The sequence below is a fragment of the Arthrobacter sp. PsM3 genome (assembly GCF_030433895.1).
Classification (GTDB): Bacteria; Actinomycetota; Actinomycetes; order Actinomycetales; family Micrococcaceae; genus Arthrobacter.
Map to the genome: position 1 here is coordinate 1 of NZ_JARUXE010000009.1, position 19,703 is coordinate 19,703.

At 64.6% G+C, this 19,703-nt stretch carries 27 protein-coding genes; 1 reads left to right on the forward strand and 26 read right to left on the reverse strand.

All coding sequences use genetic code 11. The annotated features are described in order from the left end of the window. From QCD75_RS06165 to rpsJ, 24 genes are all read right to left on the reverse strand, one after another. Positions 1-258: hypothetical protein (locus QCD75_RS06165; RefSeq protein ID WP_301226739.1), on the reverse strand; the 258-nt coding region annotated here is incomplete at its 3' end. 239 nt (positions 259-497) lie between these two features. Next, positions 498-1,325 (reverse strand): type I methionyl aminopeptidase, encoded by an 828-nt coding sequence (gene map, locus QCD75_RS06170; protein WP_301226741.1) that lies wholly within the window; start codon positions 1,323-1,325, stop codon positions 498-500. Positions 1,326-1,431: 106 nt separating this feature from the next. Then, a complete protein-coding gene (locus QCD75_RS06175) occupies positions 1,432-2,001 on the reverse strand; it encodes an adenylate kinase (protein WP_301226982.1) in 570 nt (189 codons plus the stop codon). A gap of 5 nt (positions 2,002-2,006) precedes the next feature. Then, positions 2,007-3,317, reverse strand: coding sequence for a preprotein translocase subunit SecY (secY, locus tag QCD75_RS06180; RefSeq protein WP_301226743.1), 1,311 nt, complete (start codon positions 3,315-3,317; stop codon positions 2,007-2,009). Positions 3,318-3,502: 185 nt separating this feature from the next. Continuing rightward, on the reverse strand, positions 3,503-3,997 hold the full coding sequence (rplO, locus tag QCD75_RS06185) for a 50S ribosomal protein L15 (protein ID WP_011692793.1): 495 nt from the start codon (positions 3,995-3,997) through the stop codon (positions 3,503-3,505). Next, positions 3,998-4,204, reverse strand: a complete 207-nt coding sequence (gene rpmD / locus QCD75_RS06190) for a 50S ribosomal protein L30 (protein WP_301226984.1) — start codon at positions 4,202-4,204, stop codon at positions 3,998-4,000. Between the two features lies 1 nt (position 4,205). Next, positions 4,206-4,889, reverse strand: coding sequence for a 30S ribosomal protein S5 (gene rpsE / locus QCD75_RS06195; RefSeq protein ID WP_301226746.1), 684 nt, complete (start codon positions 4,887-4,889; stop codon positions 4,206-4,208). A 26-nt stretch (positions 4,890-4,915) separates the two neighbouring features. Next, positions 4,916-5,299 carry a 50S ribosomal protein L18 gene (gene rplR / locus QCD75_RS06200; protein WP_226760329.1) on the reverse strand — a complete coding sequence of 128 codons (384 nt, stop codon included), beginning with the start codon at positions 5,297-5,299 and terminating at the stop codon, positions 4,916-4,918. A 2-nt stretch (positions 5,300-5,301) separates the two neighbouring features. Further along, positions 5,302-5,838 (reverse strand): 50S ribosomal protein L6, encoded by a 537-nt coding sequence (gene rplF, locus QCD75_RS06205; protein WP_301226749.1) that lies wholly within the window; start codon positions 5,836-5,838, stop codon positions 5,302-5,304. A gap of 18 nt (positions 5,839-5,856) precedes the next feature. Next, positions 5,857-6,255: a 30S ribosomal protein S8 gene (gene rpsH, locus QCD75_RS06210; RefSeq protein ID WP_056425243.1), complete on the reverse strand. Its 399-nt coding sequence runs from the start codon at positions 6,253-6,255 to the stop codon at positions 5,857-5,859. Between the two features lie 92 nt (positions 6,256-6,347). Beyond that, positions 6,348-6,929: a 50S ribosomal protein L5 gene (gene rplE, locus QCD75_RS06215; RefSeq protein ID WP_024366124.1), complete on the reverse strand. Its 582-nt coding sequence runs from the start codon at positions 6,927-6,929 to the stop codon at positions 6,348-6,350. Further along, positions 6,929-7,288, reverse strand: a complete 360-nt coding sequence (gene rplX / locus QCD75_RS06220; protein ID WP_226760327.1) for a 50S ribosomal protein L24 — start codon at positions 7,286-7,288, stop codon at positions 6,929-6,931. Before rplX ends, rplE begins: the two co-directional genes overlap by 1 nt. A 3-nt stretch (positions 7,289-7,291) precedes the next feature. Next, positions 7,292-7,660, reverse strand: a complete 369-nt coding sequence (gene rplN, locus QCD75_RS06225; RefSeq protein ID WP_003803789.1) for a 50S ribosomal protein L14 — start codon at positions 7,658-7,660, stop codon at positions 7,292-7,294. 421 nt (positions 7,661-8,081) lie between these two features. Beyond that, complete coding sequence (gene rpsQ, locus QCD75_RS06230; RefSeq protein ID WP_226760326.1) at positions 8,082-8,390, reverse strand: 30S ribosomal protein S17; 309 nt, start codon at positions 8,388-8,390, stop codon at positions 8,082-8,084. Then, positions 8,387-8,716, reverse strand: a complete 330-nt coding sequence (gene rpmC, locus QCD75_RS06235) for a 50S ribosomal protein L29 (protein WP_301226754.1) — start codon at positions 8,714-8,716, stop codon at positions 8,387-8,389. Before rpmC ends, rpsQ begins: the two co-directional genes overlap by 4 nt. Positions 8,717-8,718: 2 nt before the next feature. Beyond that, positions 8,719-9,135, reverse strand: coding sequence for a 50S ribosomal protein L16 (gene rplP, locus QCD75_RS06240; protein WP_301226756.1), 417 nt, complete (start codon positions 9,133-9,135; stop codon positions 8,719-8,721). Then, a complete protein-coding gene (gene rpsC, locus QCD75_RS06245; RefSeq protein WP_301226758.1) occupies positions 9,136-9,981 on the reverse strand; it encodes a 30S ribosomal protein S3 in 846 nt (281 codons plus the stop codon). After that, positions 9,982-10,347, reverse strand: coding sequence for a 50S ribosomal protein L22 (gene rplV / locus QCD75_RS06250; protein WP_069949298.1), 366 nt, complete (start codon positions 10,345-10,347; stop codon positions 9,982-9,984). Positions 10,348-10,385: 38 nt separating this feature from the next. Beyond that, positions 10,386-10,667: a 30S ribosomal protein S19 gene (gene rpsS, locus QCD75_RS06255; protein WP_018773666.1), complete on the reverse strand. Its 282-nt coding sequence runs from the start codon at positions 10,665-10,667 to the stop codon at positions 10,386-10,388. 12 nt (positions 10,668-10,679) lie between these two features. Then, positions 10,680-11,519 carry a 50S ribosomal protein L2 gene (gene rplB, locus QCD75_RS06260; RefSeq protein ID WP_301226762.1) on the reverse strand — a complete coding sequence of 280 codons (840 nt, stop codon included), beginning with the start codon at positions 11,517-11,519 and terminating at the stop codon, positions 10,680-10,682. Positions 11,520-11,548: 29 nt separating this feature from the next. Further along, on the reverse strand, positions 11,549-11,854 hold the full coding sequence (gene rplW / locus QCD75_RS06265) for a 50S ribosomal protein L23 (protein WP_056425233.1): 306 nt from the start codon (positions 11,852-11,854) through the stop codon (positions 11,549-11,551). Continuing rightward, positions 11,851-12,474, reverse strand: coding sequence for a 50S ribosomal protein L4 (rplD, locus tag QCD75_RS06270; protein ID WP_056425230.1), 624 nt, complete (start codon positions 12,472-12,474; stop codon positions 11,851-11,853). The genes rplW and rplD overlap by 4 nt, the downstream gene beginning before the upstream one ends. A 4-nt stretch (positions 12,475-12,478) precedes the next feature. Further along, positions 12,479-13,129, reverse strand: a complete 651-nt coding sequence (rplC, locus tag QCD75_RS06275) for a 50S ribosomal protein L3 (protein WP_301226767.1) — start codon at positions 13,127-13,129, stop codon at positions 12,479-12,481. A 17-nt stretch (positions 13,130-13,146) separates the two neighbouring features. Then, positions 13,147-13,455: a 30S ribosomal protein S10 gene (gene rpsJ / locus QCD75_RS06280; protein ID WP_024366135.1), complete on the reverse strand. Its 309-nt coding sequence runs from the start codon at positions 13,453-13,455 to the stop codon at positions 13,147-13,149. 402 nt (positions 13,456-13,857) lie between these two features. On the opposite strand from rpsJ, the gene QCD75_RS06285 reads away from it, so the two are divergent. Beyond that, positions 13,858-15,285: a GH1 family beta-glucosidase gene (locus QCD75_RS06285; RefSeq protein WP_301226770.1), complete on the forward strand. Its 1,428-nt coding sequence runs from the start codon at positions 13,858-13,860 to the stop codon at positions 15,283-15,285. Between the two features lie 90 nt (positions 15,286-15,375). Here the strand turns inward: QCD75_RS06285 and QCD75_RS06290 are convergent, their stop codons facing one another. Both QCD75_RS06290 and QCD75_RS06295 read right to left on the reverse strand, forming a co-directional pair. Further along, entirely contained in the window at positions 15,376-15,501 is a 126-nt protein-coding gene (locus tag QCD75_RS06290) for a hypothetical protein (RefSeq protein WP_264197201.1), read from the reverse strand. Between the two features lie 47 nt (positions 15,502-15,548). Next, the gene (locus QCD75_RS06295; RefSeq protein ID WP_301226774.1) at positions 15,549-19,622 is read right to left on the reverse strand and encodes a hypothetical protein; all 4,074 of its coding nucleotides are present in this window, start codon (positions 19,620-19,622) and stop codon (positions 15,549-15,551) included. Between the last annotated feature and the right edge of the window lie 81 nt (positions 19,623-19,703).

Below are 19,703 nucleotides of genomic sequence, written 5' to 3' on the forward strand. Positions count from 1 at the left end.
AAATCCTTCCGACACGACGAATTCCTCACGCTGCTGTATTCCAGCGTCGCCAGAGCCGTTCTGCGTCACGGGCAAACCAGCGCGTCGCCAGTGCCAATGCGAGTCCTCGGAGCTGGAGCGGATCGCCCGCCATTGCGCGCGTCGCTGTCCGCCCGAACTCAGGCGAGCCGGGCCAGTCACGCGGCTCCAAAATCCTTCCGACACGACGAATTCCTCACGCTGCTGTATTCCAGCGTCGCCAGAGCCGTTCTGCGTCACGGGCAAACCAGCGCGTCGCCAGTGCTAACGCGGAGCGAATGACTGGGGCACCGGGGCGGTTCTCAGCCGCTGGTGCGTCGCAGCCGGGCACAGGGGCAGGTCTCAGGCGCTGGCGTCACAGCTGGGCACCGGGGCGGGTCTCAGGCGCTGGCGCGCCACAGCCCGGCGGCGGATCGGAGGCGACGCCGGTGCCCTGCGGCGAGGCGCCAGATCCACGACGCGCCGCCGCGCGCCGGAGGTCAGGGAATCGGGACGGGCACGACGCCGAGCGGGGCCAGTTTCGCCGCACCGCCGTCGGGCGCGGACAGGACCCAGATGCCCTTCTCGTGGACAGCCACGGAGTGCTCCCACTGGCAGGACCGCTTGCCGTCCGTGGTCACGACCGTCCAGTCATCCTCAAGCACGGCGGTCTCAATGCTTCCTCGCACCAGCATGGGCTCGATGGCCAGGCACAGCCCCGGGCGGATCTTCGGGCCGCGGTGGTTGGTGCGGTAGTTCGGCACGTCCGGGGACATGTGCATCTCGGAGCCAATCCCGTGGCCCACGTAGTCCTCGAGGATGCCCAGCGGTTTGCCGGGCACCGAGGACACATATTCGTCCACGGCGTTGCCGATGTCGCCGACGAACTTGCCGGTCGCCAAGGCGGCAATCCCGTGCCACATTGCGGCCTCGGTGACGTCGGAGAGCCGCTGGTCCTCGGGGTCGGCGGTGCCGACGATCACGGTGCGGGCCGAGTCGGAGTGCCAACCGTCAAGGATCGCGCCGCCGTCGATCGAGAGGATATCCCCGTCCTGCAGGACGCGTTCGCCGGGGATGCCGTGCACGACTTCCTCGTTGACCGAGGTGCAGATAGTGGCGGGGAAGCCGTGGTAGCCAAGGAAATTGGAGGTGGCGCCAGCGTCTTTGAGGACCGCGGCGAACACGGCGTCGAGGTCCTTGGTTGTCTTCCCCGGGGCGGCAGCGGCCACGGCGGCGTCGAGCGCGCGGCTGAGCACCAGCCCGGCCGCGTGCATGGAGCGCATCTGGGCGTTGGTCTTGTATTCGATGCGTGGCTGGCCGAATGCCATCCGCGACTTCCTTTCGTTGGGGCTGTGCCGCCCCGGGAGGCGGACGGCCAAATGGCTGAGGCCCCTCCCGGTGTCCCGGGAGGGGCCTCAAAGTTCGCGGCCTGAATCAGGCCGACTGCGCCGCTTTGATGGCTTCCATGACGCGGTCGGTGACCTCGTCGATGCCGCCGATGCCGTCGACGCGGGTCAGGATGCCTCGGTCGGCATACTTCGCGACTACAGCCTCCGTCTGGCCGTGGTACAGATCCAGGCGGTGCCGGATGACGGCCTCGTTGTCGTCGGTGCGTCCGGTTTCCAGGGCGCGGCCCAACAGGCGGGTGACGAGTTCCTCGTCGTCGGCCGTGAGCTGCAGGACGACGTCGAGCTTCTGGTCGCCGTCGGCCAGGATCCCGTCGAGGTAATCCACCTGCGCGGTGGTGCGCGGGTAGCCGTCCAGGAGGAAGCCGTTCTCGACGTCGTCCTCGCCGAGGCGGTCGCGGACCATCTTGTTGGTCACGCTGTCCGGGACGAAATCGCCCGCGTCCATGTACTTCTTGGCTTCAATGCCAAGCGGGGTCTCACCCTTAACGTTGGCGCGGAAGATGTCTCCCGTGGAAATCGCTATGACGCCGAGGCGCTCTGAAATGCGCTCCGCCTGCGTTCCCTTGCCGGATCCGGGAGGTCCGATAATCAACATTCTCGTCATCGCAAAAGCCCTTCGTAGTGACGCTGCTGTAGCTGCGCATCTATCTGCTTGACGGTCTCCAAACCGACGCCGACCATGATCAGGATCGAGGTGCCACCGAACGGGAAGTTCTGGTTGGCATTGATCAGGACCAGTGCGACCAGCGGGATCAGTGCAACAAAGCCCAGGTACATGGCCCCCGGGAGGGTGATCCTGGAAAGCACATACTGCAGGTAATCCGCGGTCGGCTTGCCGGCACGGATACCCGGAATGAAGCCGCCGTACTTCTTCATGTTGTCAGAAACTTCTTCAGGGTTGAAAGTGATCGCAACATAGAAGTAAGTGAAGAACACAATCATGGCGAAGTAGAGCACCATGTAGATCGGGTGGTCACCGCGGGTCAGGTTGTTGTTGATCCACTCAACCCACGGTGCCATTGCCTCGCCCGGCTTGGGCTGGTTGAACTGCGAGATCAGGCCCGGCAGGTACAGCATCGAGGATGCGAAGATGACGGGCACGACGCCGGCCATGTTCACCTTGATGGGGATGTACGTGCTGGTGCCGCCCACGGTGCGGCGGCCAATCATCCGCTTGGCGTACTGCACCGGGATGCGGCGCTGGGACTGCTCCACAAAGACCACCGCGGCCACGGTCAGCAGGCCGATGACCAGGACCATAAAGAACGTCCCCGGACCCTGCGAGGTCCAGATGGCACCCAGCGAGGTGGGGAAGCTCGAGACGATGGAGGTGAAGATCAGCAGCGACATGCCGTTGCCGACACCCTTTTCCGTCACCAGCTCACCCATCCACATGATGAGGCCGGTGCCGGCCGTCAGCGTGATGACGATGAGGATCGTGGTGATGATGCTGTCATCGGGGATGACCGGAAGCTGGCAGTTCGGCAGCAGCTGGCCGGAACGGGCCAGGGACACGAGGGTCGTGGCGTTCAGCAGGCCCAGGGCGATCGTGAGGTAACGCGTGTACTGCGTCAGCTTCGACTGGCCCGAGGCGCCTTCGTCGTACAGCTCCTGGAACCGGGGAATGACCACCCGGAGCAGCTGGACGATGATGCTCGCCGTGATGTACGGCATGATGCCCAGGGCGAAGACGGACACCTGCAGCAGTGCACCGCCGCTGAACAGGTTGACGAGCTGGTAAATGCCGCCCGAGGTCTGACCGTTCTGCAAGCATTGCTGGACATTCTGGTAGCTCACACCAGGCGAGGGGATGAAGGCACCCAAGCGGAAGATTGTGATGATTGCCAGCGTGAACAACAACTTGCGTCGCAGATCAGGCGTGCGAAAGGCCCGGCCAAATGCGCTAAGCAAGCGTCCTCCTGAGTAATAAGTAAAGTCGTGTGAGATAGGTCAAATAAACCCAACAACCGAGTCTAGCGGGTGGACGCGCCCCGCGAACAATCGCCGGGCCCTGAAAATAAAAAAACTCCCGGCGCCCTGGGCCTGAGCCCCGGGTGCCGGGAGTTTTCACAACGGGCAACTGCCCCGCCGCCTCGTTAGAGGGCGGTGGTGCTTCCGCCTGCTGCAGCAATCTTTTCTGCGGCGCTGGCCGAGAATGCGTGGACGGTGACGTCAACCTTGACGGTGATGTCGCCGGTGCCAAGCACCTTGACGGGCTGGTTCTTGCGAACAGCACCCTTTTCGACCAGGTTCTCCACGGTGACTGCGCCACCTTCCGGGAACAGCTCGTTGAGCTTGTCCAGGTTTACAACCTGGTACTCAACCCGGAACGGGTTCTTGAAGCCGCGCAGCTTCGGCAGGCGCATGTGCAGCGGCAGCTGGCCGCCGGCAAAGCCAGCCTTGATCTGGTAGCGGGCCTTCGTACCCTTGGTACCGCGACCAGCGGTCTTACCCTTGGAACCTTCACCACGACCAACTCGGGTCTTGGCGGTCTTGGCACCCGGGGCGGGACGCAGGTGGTGCACCTTCAGTGCGTTCTGCTTCTCAGCAGCGGCGCCCTGTGCCTTCTCGGCGGTGTTCTTCTCTGCCATTTACTTCGCCTCCTCTACCTTTACCAGGTGCGGAACCGTGTTGAGCATCCCGACGGTCACGGCGTCGGCGGTGCGGACAACGGTGTGTCCGATCCGCTTCAGGCCGAGGGACCGCAGGGTGTCGCGCTGGTTCTGCTTGCCGCCAATGGCGGACCTGATCTGAGTGATCTCCAACTTTGCGTCGGAGATAAGCACGTTCTTAGCCAACTCAGACACCTGCCTTCTGGTTCAAAAGCGCCTTCACCATTGCCGGCGGAGCGATCTCGTCGAGCGGGAGGCCGCGGCGTGCTGCCACTGCTGCCGGCTCTTCGAGGCGCTTCAGCGCGTCAACAGTCGCGTGCACGATGTTGATGGCGTTGGAAGATCCGAGCGACTTGGAGAGGATGTCGTGGATGCCCACGCACTCCAGTACTGCACGGACCGGACCGCCGGCGATAACACCGGTACCGGCGGAAGCCGGACGCAGCATGACGACGCCTGCGGCGGCCTCACCCTGTACGCGGTGCGGGATGGTGCTGCCGATGCGGGGAACGCGGAAGAAGGACTTCTTGGCTTCTTCGACGCCCTTCGCAATTGCGGCAGGAACTTCCTTAGCCTTGCCGTAGCCAACGCCGACCATACCGTTGCCGTCACCGACGACGACGAGGGCGGTGAAGCTGAAGCGACGACCACCCTTGACGACCTTGGAAACACGGTTGATGGTTACGACGCGCTCTACGAACTGGCTCTTTTCGGCTTCGCGGCCACCATCGCGGCCACCACGGCCACCACGGTCGCCACGGCCCTGGCCGCGGTCGCCACGCTCGCCACGACGAGCAGCGCCACCACGGGCGCCGTCAGTGGTAGCAGGCGCAGCGGTCTCCGTTGCCGGAGCAGCTACAGCTTCAGTCACCTGAATGTCCTTTTCGTTATTTTCGGTCACAGTGACAGCCCACCTTCACGTGCGCCGTCAGCGACGGCGGCGATCCGGCCGTGGTACTTGTTACCACCGCGGTCGAAGACAACGGCTTCGATACCGGCGGCCTTGGCGCGCTCGGCGACGAGCTCGCCAACGCGCTTGGCCTTGGCAGTCTTGTCACCTTCGAATGCACGAAGGTCGGCTTCCAAAGTGGAGGCGCTCGCTACGGTCAGGCCCTGGGTGTCATCGACAACCTGGACGAATACGTGGCGTGCGGAGCGGTTGACGACCAGACGAGGACGTACAGCCGTTCCGGAAATGCGCTTGCGGATACGAAGCTGGCGGCGGCTGCGCTGGGCAGACTTGCTCTTGTTCGTACGCTTCTTGTTAATTGCGATCGCCATGGTTACTTACCAGCCTTTCCGACCTTGCGGCGGATGACTTCGCCTGCGTAACGGATGCCCTTGCCCTTGTAGGGGTCCGGCTTCCGCAGCTTGCGAATGTTGGCAGCAACCTCGCCGACCTGCTGCTTGGAGATGCCTGAAACAGAGAGCTTGGTCGGGGTCTCTACTGCAAAGGTGATGCCGTTCGGTGCCGAGACGCTGACCGGGTGGCTGTAGCCCAGAGCGAACTCCAGGTCAGAACCCTTTGCCTGAACGCGGTAACCGGTTCCGACAATTTCGAGCTTCTTCTCGTAGCCTGCGGTGACACCCTGGATCATGTTGGCGATCAGGGTGCGGGTCAGGCCGTGCAGCGAACGTGAGGCGCGCTCGTCGTTCGGGCGGGCGACAGTCAGGGTGCCATCTTCCAGGGAAACCTCGATCGGGCTGGGCACAGTGTGGCTCAGCTCGCCTTTGGATCCCTTGACGTTGACGACAGAGCCGTCAACCTTGACCTCAACGCCGGCAGGAACGGTGATGGGGAGACGTCCAATACGTGACATTATTCTCTTCCTTTCCCGTTACCAGACGTAAGCGAGGACTTCGCCGCCCACGCCCTTCTTGCCGGCCTGCTTGTCAGTCAAGAGGCCGGAAGAGGTGGACAGGATTGCGACACCCAGGCCACCGAGCACGTGCGGCAGGTTGGTGGACTTTGCGTAAACGCGCAGTCCCGGCTTGGAAATACGACGAACGCCAGCGATTGAACGCTCGCGGTTCGGACCGAACTTGAGCTCGAGGGTCAGCTTCTTGCCAACCTCCGCGTCTTCTTCTTTCCAGGAGGCGATGTAACCTTCGGCCTTCAGGATGTCGGCAACGCGTGCCTTGAGCTTGCTGTACGGCATGGACACGGAATCGTGGTATGCCGAGTTTGCGTTGCGCAGACGCGTAAGCATGTCTGCGACGGGATCTGTCATTGTCATGGTGGGCTCTTGCCCTTCCTCATAACGGTTTCCGCCGTGCAGTCTTTTTTCCCGGGGGGAACCTGCGCGGACGGACCTTTTACGTAGCTAGATTAATCTTCGGTCTTGAACGGGAAGCCAAGCGCCTTGAGCAGCGCGCGGCCTTCGTCGTCGGTCTTGGCAGTGGTCACGACGGTGATGTCCATGCCGCGAACGCGGTCGATGGAATCCTGGTCGATCTCGTGGAACATAACCTGCTCGGTCAGACCGAAGGTGTAGTTGCCGTTGCCGTCGAACTGCTTGCCGCTGAGGCCCCGGAAGTCACGGATACGCGGCAGAGCCAGCGTGACCAGACGGTCCAGGAATTCCCACATGCGGTCCCCACGCAGAGTTGCGTGTGCACCGATCGGCATGCCTTCGCGCAGCTTGAACTGTGCGATCGACTTGCGGGCTTTGGTTACCTGCGGCTTCTGGCCGGTGATCAGGGTCAGATCGCGGACAGCGCCGTCGATCAGTTTGGAGTCCTTGGCGGCATCTCCAACACCCATGTTCACAACGACCTTGACCAGACGGGGAACCTGGTTGACGTTCTCGTACTTGAATTCCTCAACGAGCGTGCTCTTGATGGAATCCGCGTACTTGGTCTTCAGACGAGGAACGATCTTGCTTGCCGGAGTCTCGAGAGTCTCAGTCATTAGATGTCCTTCCCTGAGCTCTTGGCCACGCGGACACGCACGTCGCGCTTCACGCCATCGCGCTCAACGGTCTCGGTGCGGAAACCGACGCGGGTGGGCTTCTTGGTGGACGGGTCAACCAGAGCCACGTTGGAGATGTGGATCGTAGCCTCGACGACTTCGATGCCACCGGTCTTGGTGCCGCGCTGCGACTGACCGACCTTGGTGTGCTTGGTTACGCGATTAATTCCCTCGACCAACACGCGGTTGGACTCGGGGAACACGCGCAGAACCTTGCCCTGCTTGCCTTTGTCGCCGCCGCGCTCAGCCTTGGCGCCAGTGATGACCTGAACGAGGTCACCCTTTTTGATCTTAGCCATGGACTAAAGCACCTCCGGAGCCAGAGAAACGATCTTCATGAACTTCTTATCGCGAAGTTCACGACCAACCGGTCCGAAGATACGGGTACCGCGGGGGTCACCGTCGTTCTTCAGGATCACAGCTGCGTTCTCGTCAAACTTGATATAGGAACCGTCCGCACGGCGGCGTTCCTTCTTGGTACGGACGATGACAGCCTTGACGACGTCGCCCTTCTTTACGTTGCCGCCCGGAATTGCGTCCTTGACGGTAGCGACGATTACGTCGCCAATGCCTGCGTAGCGACGGCCAGATCCACCGAGAACGCGAATGGTAAGGATTTCCTTAGCACCCGTGTTGTCGGCGACCTTGAGTCGCGACTCCTGCTGAATCACTATTTACTCCTTGCGTCGCGCTGGTTCTCAGACCGAAAGTCTTCCTACGGAATGAGCCTTGCGGAACGGTTGATCGGGGTGTCTCTTGACCTGCCTGGATTTTGCCAGACCAGGCCTAAACTCCCGTGCCAAAAACATTTGCTTCCCAGGCGGATTCCGACGGATCGGGGCGCAAGGGGGCACTATGCCGTGGCACGCTTGTTTACGAGGTTGATGACGGCGCACAGAGGGCGCCATACAAACTCAAAATCTTAGCACGTTTAGGCCCTCAGTCAGAATCAGCCAATACCACAGACGACGGCGTCACGCACGGCAGCCTGCCGGCCGGTGGCCGCTGCACTCCCCCGGCGCCCGGAAACGGGGAAACCCCCGCTCCCAGAAGGGAACGGGGGTTTCTCGACTTACAGCATGGCTGCAGGTATTACTTGGCCTTCTCGAGGATCTCCACCAGACGCCACCGCTTGGTAGCGGAGAGCGGGCGGGTCTCGGCGAGGAGAACGAGGTCGCCGATGCCGGCGCTGTTCTCTTCGTCGTGAGCCTTGATCTTCGTGTTGCGGCGAAGAACCTTGCCGTAGAGGGCGTGCTTCACACGGTCCTCGACCTGGACAACGATGGTCTTTTCCATCTTGTCCGAGACCACAAAACCGCGCTTCGTCTTACGGTAACCGCGCTCGTCAGCCGTAGCTGCGCCGGAAACAGTTTCCGTCACGTTCTCGTCCTTTTCGCTCACTTGGAGTCCTCCTCGGTCTCAACCTTTTCAGCCTTGTCAGCCTTCTTGGTTGCAGCCTTCTTGGACTTCTTTTCTTCCTTGGCTTCCACAACCGGTGCGGCAACCTCGACACGAATGCCGAGCTCGCGCTCACGGAGAACGGTGTAGATGCGTGCGATGTCCTTCTTTACCGCGCGCAGCCGACCGTGGTTCTCCAGCTGGCCGGTGGCGGACTGGAAACGCAGATTGAACAGCTCTTCCTTGGCCTTACGGAGTTCCTCAACGAGTCGCTCGTTGTCGAAACCGTCCAGCTGTGCAGATGCAAGTTCCTTGGATCCTACTGACATTTCTATTCACCACCTTCGCGACGCAGAATGCGTGCCTTCAACGGGAGCTTGTGGATCGCCAGGCGCAGTGCCTCGCGGGCAGTTGCTTCATCGACACCGGAGATCTCGAAGAGAACCCGGCCCGGCTTGACGTTTGAGACCCACCATTCCGGAGAACCCTTACCGGAACCCATGCGGGTTTCGGCCGGCTTCTTCGTCAGCGGACGGTCAGGATAGATGTTGATCCAGACCTTGCCGCCACGCTTGATGTGGCGGGTCATCGCGATACGGGCAGACTCGATCTGACGGTTGGTGACGTATGCCGGGCTCAGAGCCTGGATACCCCACTCACCGAAGGAGACCTTGGTGCCGCCCGTAGCAGCGCCGGAACGACCCGGGTGGTGCTGCTTACGGTGCTTGACTCGACGTGGGATAAGCATTTAAGCCTGTCCTCCTTCTACTGACTGCGCCGTGCCTGCGGCACCGGCTTCAACCGCCGGAGCTTCGGCAGCAGCGGGTGCAGCCTCGGCCGGGCGGTCAGGGCGACGACGGCGGTCTCCACGGTCAGCGCCACTCGGGCGGCCCGGGCGGTCGCTGGCACCACGGCCGCGGGACGGAGCAGCAGCTGCCTGCTGAGCCAGTTCCTTGGCGGTGATGTCACCCTTGTAGATCCAGACCTTCACGCCGATGCGGCCGAAGGTGGTCTTGGCTTCGTAGAAGCCGTAGTCGATGTTCGCGCGGAGGGTGTGCAGGGGCACACGGCCTTCGCGGTAGAACTCCGAGCGGGACATTTCTGCGCCGCCCAGTCGACCCGAGCAAGCGATACGGATGCCCTTGGCACCTGCACGCTGCGCGGACTGCATGGCCTTCTTCATCGCGCGGCGGAAAGCCACGCGGGAAGTCAGCTGCTCAGCTACGCCCTGGGCAACAAGCTGTGCTTCCATCTCGGGGTTCTTGACCTCGAGGATGTTCAGCTGAACCTGCTTGCCGGTGAGCTTTTCGAGCTCGCCGCGGATGCGGTCTGCTTCTGCACCGCGGCGGCCGATAACGATGCCCGGACGTGCCGTGTGGATATCCACACGGACACGGTCGCGGGTGCGCTCGATTTCAACCTTGGCGATGCCGGCGCGCTCCATGCCCGTGGACATGAGCTGGCGGATACGGATGTCTTCGCGAACGAAGTCCTTGTACCGCTGGCCGGGCTTGGTGCTGTCAGCAAACCAGTGCGATACGTGATCGGTGGTGATGCCGAGTCGGAACCCGTGCGGGTTAACTTTCTGTCCCACTTAGCGAGCCTCCTCTTTCTCCGGGGTAGCGACTACCACGGTGATGTGGCTCGTGCGCTTCTTGATCTGAAATGCACGACCCTGGGCTCGCGGCTGGAACCGCTTCATGGTCGGGCCTTCATCAACATACATTTCGCTGATGATGAGGTCACCCTCGTCAAACGCCACGCCGTCGCGGTCCGCGAGGACCCGGGCGTTGGAGATTGCCGACTGAACTACCTTGAATACCGGCTCCGAAGCTGCCTGGGGGGCAAACTTCAGAATTGCCAGAGCCTCATTCGCTTGCTTACCACGAACAAGGTTGACGACGCGCCGGGCCTTCATAGGCGTTACGCGGATGTGACGCGCAATTGCCTTGGCTTCCATTGCTTTCCTTCTCTCGTCTTTGACGTAAGTGCAGGCGCCTAGCGGCGCTTGCCCTTACGGTCGTCCTTGACATGGCCGCGGAATGTCCGCGTGGGAGCGAATTCGCCGAGCTTGTGCCCGACCATCGACTCAGTGACAAACACGGGGATGTGCTTGCGTCCGTCGTGTACGGCGATCGTGTGGCCGAGCATGTCGGGGACGATCATCGAGCGGCGGGACCAGGTCTTGATGACGTTCTTGGTGCCCTTTTCGTTTTCCCTGGCTACCTTTACAAAGAGGTGCTGGTCAACGAAAGGACCTTTTTTCAGGCTGCGTGGCATGTGTCCAGGCTCCTATCGCTTGTTCTTGCCAGTACGACGGCGACGAACAATAAGCTTGTCGCTCTCTTTGTTGGGACGGCGGGTGCGGCCTTCGCGCTTACCGTTCGGGTTGACGGGGTGACGTCCACCGGACGTCTTACCCTCGCCACCACCGTGGGGGTGGTCAACCGGGTTCATGGCGACACCACGGACGGTCGGGCGAACGCCCTTCCACCGCATACGGCCGGCCTTACCCCAGTTGATGTTCGACTGCTCGGCGTTGCCGACCTCGCCGACGGTTGCGCGGCAGCGCACGTCAACGTTGCGGATTTCACCGGAAGGCAGACGCAGCTGGGCGAAACGGCCTTCCTTAGCAACGAGCTGGATCGATGCGCCGGCGGAGCGGCCCATCTTGGCGCCGCCACCCGGACGCAGTTCGACTGCGTGGATAACGGTACCGACCGGGATGTTGCGCAGCGGAAGGTTGTTGCCGGGCTTGATGTCAGCCTCGGCACCTGCCTCTACCGTGTCACCCTGGGCCAGCTTGTTCGGGGCAATGATGTACCGCTTGGTGCCATCAATGTAGTGCAGGAGTGCGATGCGAGCCGTGCGGTTCGGATCGTACTCGATTTCGGCAACGCGGGCGTTGACGCCGTCTTTGTCGTGGCGACGGAAGTCGATCAGACGGTACTGGCGCTTGTGGCCACCACCCTTGTGACGGGTCGTGATCTTGCCGGTGTTGTTACGTCCACCCTTTTTCGGGAGGGGACGAACCAACGACTTTTCCGGCGTCGACCGCGTGATTTCAGTGAAGTCCGCTACGCTCGAGCCGCGACGGCCCGGGGTAGTCGGCTTATATTTACGGATTCCCATAATTTATTTCCTCGTTAAAGTGGTCTCCGCTACGAGAGCGGACCGCCGAAGATGTCGATAGTGCCTTCTTTGAGGCTCACAATTGCACGCTTGGTGTTCTTGCGGGTACCCCATCCGAATTTGGTGCGCTTGCGCTTACCGGCACGGTTGATGGTGTTGATCGAGTCGACCTTGACGGAGAAGATTTTCTCCACGGCCAGCTTGATCTCGGTCTTGTTCGAGCGGGGGTCCACCAGGAAGGTGTACTTGCCCTCATCGATCAGGCCGTAGCTCTTTTCCGAGACGACGGGTGCAAGCACGACGTCGCGCGGGTCCTTGAGGGTGGCTGCACTCACTTGGCATCCTCCTGGTTCTTTGCCACTGCCCGGTCAGCAACGAATGCTTCGTAGGCAGCCTTGGTGAAGACAACGTCATCGGAGACGAGAACGTCGTAGGTGTTCAGCTGGTCTGCGTACAGAACGTGAACATCAGTGAGGTTGCGCACGGAGAGTGCAGCAACATCGTTGGCGCGCTCGATGACGACGAGCAGGTTCTTGCGCTCGGAGACACCTCGCAGAGTTGCCAGTGCCGCGCTGGAGGACGGCTTGGTGCCGGCTACCAGTTCAGCAACAACGTGGATGCGGCCGTTACGGGCGCGGTCAGAGAGAGCGCCGCGCAGTGCAGCAGCAATCATCTTCTTGGGGGTGCGCTGGCTGTAGTCACGCGGCGTGGGGCCGTGGACAACGCCACCACCGGTCATGTGAGGAGCACGGATTGAACCCTGACGGGCGCGGCCGGTGCCCTTCTGCTTGAACGGCTTGCGACCTGCACCGGAAACTTCGGCGCGGGTCTTGGTCTTGTGGGTACCCTGGCGAGCAGCAGCGAGCTGGGCAACGACGACCTGGTGCAGCAGCGGCACGTTGGTCTGTACGTCGAAGATCTCTGCAGGCAGGTCAACCTTGACAGTGCTAGTCATTGAACTAGGCTCCCTTCACGGCGGTGCGTACGAGGACGACCTGGCCGCGGGCGCCGGGGACGGCGCCCTTGATCAGGAGCAGCGACTTCTCGACGTCAACCGCGTGGACCGTGAGGTTCAGCGTGGTGTGACGAACGGCGCCCATGCGGCCGGCCATTTTCATGCCCTTGAAGACGCGGCTCGGGGTGGATGCGCCACCGATGGAACCGGGCTTACGGTGGTTCTTGTGGGCACCGTGGGAAGCTCCAACGCCGTGGAAGCCGTGACGCTTCATAACACCGGCGAAGCCCTTACCCTTGGTGGTGCCAACGACGTCGATCTTCTGGCCGGCTTCGAAGAGCTCTACAGAGAGCTCCTGGCCCAGCTCGTAAGATGCAGCATCTGCAGTGCGCAGTTCTACGACGTGGCGGCGAGGCGTGACGCCTGCCTTTTCAAAGTGACCAGCCAGCGGCTTGGTGACCTTGCGGGGATCGATCTGGCCGTAGCCGATCTGAACGGCGACATAGCCATCAGTGTCTGCGTTGCGCAGCTGCGTGATGACGTTCGAGTCAGCCTGGACCACAGTGACGGGGATGAGCTTGTTGTTCTCGTCCCAGACCTGGGTCATGCCGAGCTTCGTGCCCAGCAGGCCCTTTACGTTACGGGTTGCGGTCATAGTTTCTCAGCACCTCCCTAAAGCTTGATTTCGATGTTCACGTCGGCCGGCAGGTCGAGACGCATAAGCGAATCAACAGCCTTCGGCGTGGGGTCGATGATGTCGATCAGACGCTTGTGAGTACGCATTTCGAAGTGCTCACGGCTGTCCTTGTACTTGTGCGGAGAGCGGATGACGCAGTAGATGTTCTTCTCCGTCGGCAGCGGCACAGGGCCTACTACCGTGGCGCCTGCGCGCGTGACCGTCTCAACGATCTTCCGTGCTGAAGAGTCAATGACCTCGTGGTCGTATGACTTCAGCCGGATGCGGATTTTTTGTCCCGCCATGTCGCCTGACTCTCTTTCGTTGGTGCTGCTCCAGTGAGGGCTGCTCTGTTTACTTGCATGTTGCATGTGGCTGCCGAAGCAATTGAAGTCGTAACTACCACCCGCCGCACAAGCTGAATCCGGATAAATCCGGGTTCCTCAACCTGCCGGCGTAACCGACCCCCGCGGTCGGGCGTGTCGCGCTTTTCACGCGTACCCGCCCGCAGTTCCATGGGGAGTGAGTTATGTTTGGTCTCCTACCTGGACCCTGACACCCGGCATTATCCGGATCGGGACGCGAAGGAGCGCTTGAACAACTCATCTAGTATGCCGGAATTAACGGGCAGAAGCGAATCAGGGGCAACGTGGAGGCGTGCCCGGCGGGTCATTGCCTTCAGCGGGCCGCGTGGGGATGATAGGGACATGACTGTGCAGGACTCTGTAGCAGTTCAGGCCCTCGCCGCGCGCCTGAGCCCCGATTTCCAGCTGGGCGTTGCCTCTGCCGCCTTCCAGATCGAGGGCTCCCTTGCCGCCGGCGGCCGTGGCCCCTCCGGCTGGGACGCCTTCGCCGAAAAACCCGGCAGCATCCGGGACGGCCACTCCCCCGCTATCGCCTGCGACCACTACAACCGCACCCCCGAAGACATCGAGCTGATGCGCACGCTCGGCATCGACTCGTACCGTTTCTCCCTTTCCTGGCCGCGGATCCAGCCCGAGGGAACCGGGCCGTTCAACAGTGAAGGGCTCGATTTTTACGACCGGCTGATCGACCAGCTGCTCGAGGCCGGCATCTCCCCGATGGCCACCCTGTATCACTGGGACACCCCCTTGCCGCTGGAACACCGAGGCGGCTGGCTGAACCGGTCCACCGCGGAACGCTTCGCCGAATACAGCGCGGCGGCCGGCCGGCGGTTCGGCGACCGTGTGGCCCAGTGGGTGACGCTGAACGAACCGGTGTCAGTGACGCTCAACGGTTACGCCCTGGGCGTCCACGCCCCGGGCCGCGACCTGCTCTTCGATGCCCTGCCCGCGGTGCACCACCAGCTCCTCGGCCACGGCCTCGCCGTGCAGGCGCTGCGCGCGGAGGGGGTCACCGGCGCCGTGGGAGTCACCAACCTGCATTCCCCGGTCCGGCCCGCGTCCCGCTCGGTGACGGACCGGTTCCTGGCCAACATCTTCGACCTCGTGCTGAACCGCGTCTATGCGGACCCCATCCTCCTGGGCCGGTACCCGAAGGTGCCGCTGGTCGCGAAGCCCTGGTTCCGTTCGCTGGGGAAGAGCTCCGACGCCGACCTGCGGACCATCCACCAGCCCCTGGACTTCTACGGGCTGAACTACTACTACCCCGTGAAGGTCGCGACGGGCGCCGGACCGGGCGAAAGCCCTGTGGGCACCACGGACGCGATGCTGAAGATGCCGTTCCACATGGCGGCGTTCCCGGAGTATGCCACCACGGGTTTCGGCTGGCCGGTGGCACCGGACCACCTGGGGCCGCTGCTGCGCGAGCTGAAGGACCGGTATGCCGGTGCGCTCCCGCCGCTGTACATCACCGAAAGCGGGGCCAGCTTCCCCGAACCCGACCATGTGTCCGGGCCCATCGCGGATACGGAACGGATCAGCTACATCGCCTCCCACCTCGGCCACGCCCTGGCCGCCACGGCGCCCGGCGGCATCGCCGAGGACGTCGAGCTGCTGGGCTACTACGTCTGGACGCTGATGGACAACTTCGAGTGGGCGGCCGGCTACTCGCAACGCTTCGGCCTGGTCCATGTGGACTTCGACACCCAGGAACGCACGCCCAAGGATTCCTACTACTGGTACCAGGCACTCAGTCGGGCCCGCAAAGGCTGACCGGACAGGGCGTTGCCGGACTGACCCGTCAGTCCGGACGAACGGGGCAGTCCGGACCGTGGTGCTCCGGCCGGCTGCCCGTCCTTGCGCCTATTTCTCCCGGTTTGCCCGGCTGATGCGCTTGGCCCGCTCAATCTCGTGGCGGAAGTGCTTCTTGGCCCAAAAGACACCGGCGACGACGGCAACGGCCACCAACAGGAAAATAAACCAGCCCATTGTGAGCTCCCTTCGTTGGGAGCAACGATATCAGCGCCCGGCCCCCGTCAACCATGGTCCGCCGGCTCGCGGTGCGCCGCCGGCTCGGGCGCGGCGGGCTTGCTGCGGTTCAGCCGCCAGACCGCGATTGCGATCAGGGCCAGGGCAATGAGGGCCAGCAAGACGAAGGTGTACTGGCGCATCGCCCACAGGATGCACAGCGCCACCCCCGCGGCGCCCCACCAGACAAACAACCGTTCCCCCACGGCCAGCCCGGCCATGAGCAGCACGGCCATCAGCGCCAGGACCCAGAGCTGCTGCCCCGGATCACCGCCGAGGATGATTCCCAGCCCGGACAGCGTCAGGAGTCCCGCGCCGCCGGACCACAGCACCCGGACTGCTGCCCGGTTTCCGGACAGCTGGCGAAGTGCGCCCAGCACGGCCGCGAGAACCACGTACCACTGGAGGGTCCAGAACCAGTCGGGCCAGCCGGACCCCGCGCCGAGTCCGGTGAACAGCACCGTGTGCTGCACGGCCGCCGTCGTGGCAAAGGCTCCCAGTTCCGCGGCCACCCGGCGGGCAGGAGCCGGCGCTTCGGCGCAGCAGGCCGCGGCGGTGGCCGCCACAAGCACGGCACCGGCCCAGGACGTCGCGTCCCCCCGCAGCCCGGCGGCCGCGGCGAGGCCCAGACCCAGGACCCCGGCGGCCGCGAGCGAGAAGCGCCGGACCGGATCGGCGCCCAAGGGGCCGCGGCGCAGCCACCGGATGGCGTACATTGCCGCAGCGGCCGGGGCGCAGCCGGCCAGCCACGGCAGGTAGCTGCCCCACTCGCCCGGAACGGCGTCCAGCAACTCTGCGGCTGCCAGCGTGGCACCGGCCAGCGCCGCCGCCGCCGCGGGCACATACACCGCCGGCCACCGCTCCAGGTGCGACGCCGCAAAGAGGACCACCGCGAGCACCAGCACCGATGCCCCGGTCAGCCAGTCAGCGGCCGCAGGCGCCAGCAGCAGGGCCGACCCGGCAAAGGCACCGGAGCCGGCCAGCCAGAGCCAGCGTTCGACGTCGGCCCGCGCGTTCCGACGGAAGAGCAGGCCTGCGCCGGTGGCGGCCAGCGCCAGCACGAGCAGCACCGCCACGACCCCGTCGGAGCTCAGCAACGGCCGGACAAGGAAAGCGCCGGCAGCCCCAGCGCCGTCGAACTGTGCCAGCGGCCCCAGCGCCACAGTGCCAAGCACGGCGGCATAGACCGTCAGGTAGGCCGCCCCGCGGGCCGCGAACACCCGGCTGGCGGCTGCGGCGGAAACCAGCAGCAGGCCCACGTGCAGCAGGACGACCCAGCGGCCGCCGTCGTCCGGCGCTGCCGCAAGGTAGCCGAGCGGCAGCGCCGTCTGGGCGGCGAGCGTGATCCACGCCGCCGCCTGCTGGAACGGGACTTCCAGCAGCCGGTGCCGCATGAGCCAGCGGATCACGTGCTGGGCCGCGAGGACCAGCCCGAAGGTCACCGACACGGCGGTCACCGAGACCGTCGCGTCATAGCTGAGCACGAGCGCCAGTGCCAGGGTCAGCACCCGGGCCGCAGCGAAGTAGCTGCCTTTGGCCGTGCGCGACGTGGCGGCCACCACCATCGCGGCACTGAAGGCCGCAAAGATGCCCAGGACCAGCTCGACGTCGAGCGCCGTACCCCCACGGGCCAGCAGCAGCACCGCCAGCGCCGCGGGGGCAAGCACCGCCGCCCCTGGACGGGCGCGCAGCACGAACCCCGCCGCCGCCGCGCTGAGGGACATCACGAGGACGGCGGCGGTCAGCTGCCAGCCCGCGGCTGCCTGGTCCTGGAGGCCGGAGGACCTGAGCAGGGACAGTCCGGCAGCCTGTAGTCCGAGCACGACGGCGGCGTCGGTGAGCACGCCGCGGGGAGCCCGTCCCCGGGCCTCGGCCAGCAGGGGGAATGCCAGCTGCAGCCCCAACGCCAGTAATGCAAGCGATGCTCCCGCGAGTTCCCCGCCGCCGATCAGCAGCGGGCCGGCGTCCTGCCGGAGCTGCTGGTAGCCCGTCAGGACCAGAACGATGCCGGTCCCGCGGGCCAGCCACCAGTAGCTCCACCGCTGTTGAATCCCGACGCGTCGCAGGGCAGTTGCCGCCAGATAAAGCACGGTCAGGACCAGGCTGATGTTGCCGGCCCGGAGCGAGACGCCGGCAAACGCCAGGCCGCACAGCGCCGCCGCCATGCCCACGGGCAGCAGCTCAGGGATCCCGGCACGCCACGGGGATCCTGCTGCCGCTTGTGCGGTGAGGGCCCGGCCGATACCCAGGCAGACGAGGAGCTGGAACACGATGGCCGTGCCGGTGAACGCTCTCCCCTGCGTATCGTCGACGAAGGCCAAGGCGGCGAGGGCGGGAAGCGCCGCGAGGGTGAAGGCGGCCAGGGTCTGGTTGGGGGCCAGCGAGGGCACCCCCGCCCGGACGAGGACTGCGGTCGCGAGCTGCTGCGCCACGAGGGCCAGCAGGAAAGCGGACACCACCGGAAGCGAGTCGGGGAGTTCACCGGTCACCGCCGCGGTGGCCGCGGGAACGGCCAGCGCCGCTGCGGTGCGGGCGGCGAGAACGAAGTGCAGCCGCAAGGGCTCCGCCGGGTGCCGCGAGCGGCCGGCCCAGAACAGCGCTGCCAGCAGCAGGAAGCCCGCCGGGGTCCAGCCGCCGGCAGGGTCGCCGATGGCCGCGGACAGCGCGAGGGCAGCCAGCGGCGCCCATTCCGCCAGCCCGCCCAGGCCCACCGCGAGGGCCATGGCGGTGAGCAAGGCCAGCAGCAGCGGCGCCCATACCGGCACGTCGGCATTTGGGCCGACTGGAACATCGAGCAGGGTCACCGCACGCCAGGACAGGGTCAGGAACAGTTGCAGCCCGAAGGTGCCGAGGGCGTCCGCCCGCCTGCGGCCGTCCGACCCCAGTAGCGCAGCAGGAACGACGTCCCGCCCCGAGGCCAGCAGCACGGCCTGGAGGGCCGCCAGCACGAGGGCTGTCAGCAGCATCCACGGCAGGCTGTCACTCGCCGCCCAGACCGCGGCCGCCGGCGCCACGGTGAGGCTGAACCGCGCCCCGTAGTACTGGGCGACCCGGAATCGGCTCTGCGGAACCACCGCCATCAAGGCGAAGTAGCCGCCACACAGGAACATGATGAGCGCGTACTCGCCCCTGCCGAGCAGCAGCGGGATGAAGGTTACCGCGACCGCGACGGCGGGAACCACAAACGGGTGCAGGTCCATGAGCGGCTTGAGGAAGACCGGGGGCATCCACCGGGGCCGGGTCAGGGCCAGCAGCGTCAGGATGACCGCCATGGCGATCAGCGCCGCGAAGTACCAGACGAGGGCTCCGCCCAGGACCGAAATCCCGGACCACGCCGTCGACACCGCGAAGGTCAGGGACAGATAGGCGAGGACCTTGCTGTCCATCCGGACGGCGGCGGCAACATAGGCGACGGTGCCGATGGATGAGGTGACCAGCCAGGCGGCGGGGCCGTCGGGCAGGGTGAAGTTGTACAGGGCCAGGCCGGCCACCGGTATCAGGGCCAGCCCGGTACCGGTGAATGCGACCGCGGCAGGCCGGAGCCGCGGGGCCTTCTCGTGCAGGATCAGCCCACCGGCATAGAACAGCGCAGTGATGGCGACGACGCCGGCGAAGCGGAGGACTTCCGGCAGGGCCGTGCCGACGAACAGGGCGCCGGCAGCCACCAGCAGGAGGCTGGCGACGTAGAGCGTGATGTTGATGTTCTGGCGGTCCCGCTTCTCCTTGCGGGCGGCCCGCTCCGCGGCGGATTCCTGCGGAACAGCCGGACGCGGGGGCGGCGGCGGAGCGGGCGGCTGGAACGGCAGGGGTCGATACAGTTCCTGCCGGACCGGCTGGAACTGCTGGGTTGGGGCTGGCGGCACTGTCAGTGCGGAAGACGGGATAGCCGACGCTGCCTGCCCGTGCGCGGACTCCGCATCCCTCCAGCCCTGGAGATGCCCGGCACGGAAACCCGCCGCGAAGGTCCCCCCGCTCTCCGCCTCGCTGCGCCGGCGCTGCCGCCCCCTCCCCCAGCGGACACCCACCAGGAGGGCGCCCGCCATCAGAAGCAGGACAAACAGGGGCGGGACAGCGGTCGACATAGATGCCCTTCGTGATTCTGGCTGTCCGGATCCACCCAGCCCATTAAATCCAATGACTAGATGAAATATATCACCGGCGGG

Excerpts from the sequence above, each read along its gene's own strand:
- map (WP_301226741.1), bottom strand. The coding sequence starts at position 1,325 with ATGGCATTCGGCCAGCCACGCATCGAATACAAGACCAACGCCCAGATG.
- QCD75_RS06175 (WP_301226982.1), bottom strand. The coding sequence starts at position 2,001 with ATGTTGATTATCGGACCTCCCGGATCCGGCAAGGGAACGCAGGCGGAG.
- rplO (WP_011692793.1), bottom strand. The coding sequence starts at position 3,997 with ATGGCAGAGAAGAACACCGCCGAGAAGGCACAGGGCGCCGCTGCTGAG.
- rplR (WP_226760329.1), bottom strand. The coding sequence starts at position 5,299 with ATGGCGATCGCAATTAACAAGAAGCGTACGAACAAGAGCAAGTCTGCC.
- rplF (WP_301226749.1), bottom strand. The coding sequence starts at position 5,838 with ATGTCACGTATTGGACGTCTCCCCATCACCGTTCCTGCCGGCGTTGAG.
- rpsH (WP_056425243.1), bottom strand. The coding sequence starts at position 6,255 with ATGACAATGACAGATCCCGTCGCAGACATGCTTACGCGTCTGCGCAAC.
- rplE (WP_024366124.1), bottom strand. The coding sequence starts at position 6,929 with ATGACTGAGACTCTCGAGACTCCGGCAAGCAAGATCGTTCCTCGTCTG.
- rplX (WP_226760327.1), bottom strand. The coding sequence starts at position 7,288 with ATGGCTAAGATCAAAAAGGGTGACCTCGTTCAGGTCATCACTGGCGCC.
- rpmC (WP_301226754.1), bottom strand. The coding sequence starts at position 8,716 with ATGTCAGTAGGATCCAAGGAACTTGCATCTGCACAGCTGGACGGTTTC.
- rplP (WP_301226756.1), bottom strand. The coding sequence starts at position 9,135 with ATGCTTATCCCACGTCGAGTCAAGCACCGTAAGCAGCACCACCCGGGT.
- rplV (WP_069949298.1), bottom strand. The coding sequence starts at position 10,347 with ATGGAAGCCAAGGCAATTGCGCGTCACATCCGCGTAACGCCTATGAAG.
- rpsS (WP_018773666.1), bottom strand. The coding sequence starts at position 10,667 with ATGCCACGCAGCCTGAAAAAAGGTCCTTTCGTTGACCAGCACCTCTTT.
- rplB (WP_301226762.1), bottom strand. The coding sequence starts at position 11,519 with ATGGGAATCCGTAAATATAAGCCGACTACCCCGGGCCGTCGCGGCTCG.
- rplD (WP_056425230.1), bottom strand. The coding sequence starts at position 12,474 with ATGACTAGCACTGTCAAGGTTGACCTGCCTGCAGAGATCTTCGACGTA.
- rplC (WP_301226767.1), bottom strand. The coding sequence starts at position 13,129 with ATGACCGCAACCCGTAACGTAAAGGGCCTGCTGGGCACGAAGCTCGGC.
- rpsJ (WP_024366135.1), bottom strand. The coding sequence starts at position 13,455 with ATGGCGGGACAAAAAATCCGCATCCGGCTGAAGTCATACGACCACGAG.
- QCD75_RS06285 (WP_301226770.1), top strand. The coding sequence starts at position 13,858 with ATGACTGTGCAGGACTCTGTAGCAGTTCAGGCCCTCGCCGCGCGCCTG.
- QCD75_RS06290 (WP_264197201.1), bottom strand. The coding sequence starts at position 15,501 with ATGGGCTGGTTTATTTTCCTGTTGGTGGCCGTTGCCGTCGTCGCCGGT.
- QCD75_RS06295 (WP_301226774.1), bottom strand. The coding sequence starts at position 19,622 with ATGTCGACCGCTGTCCCGCCCCTGTTTGTCCTGCTTCTGATGGCGGGC.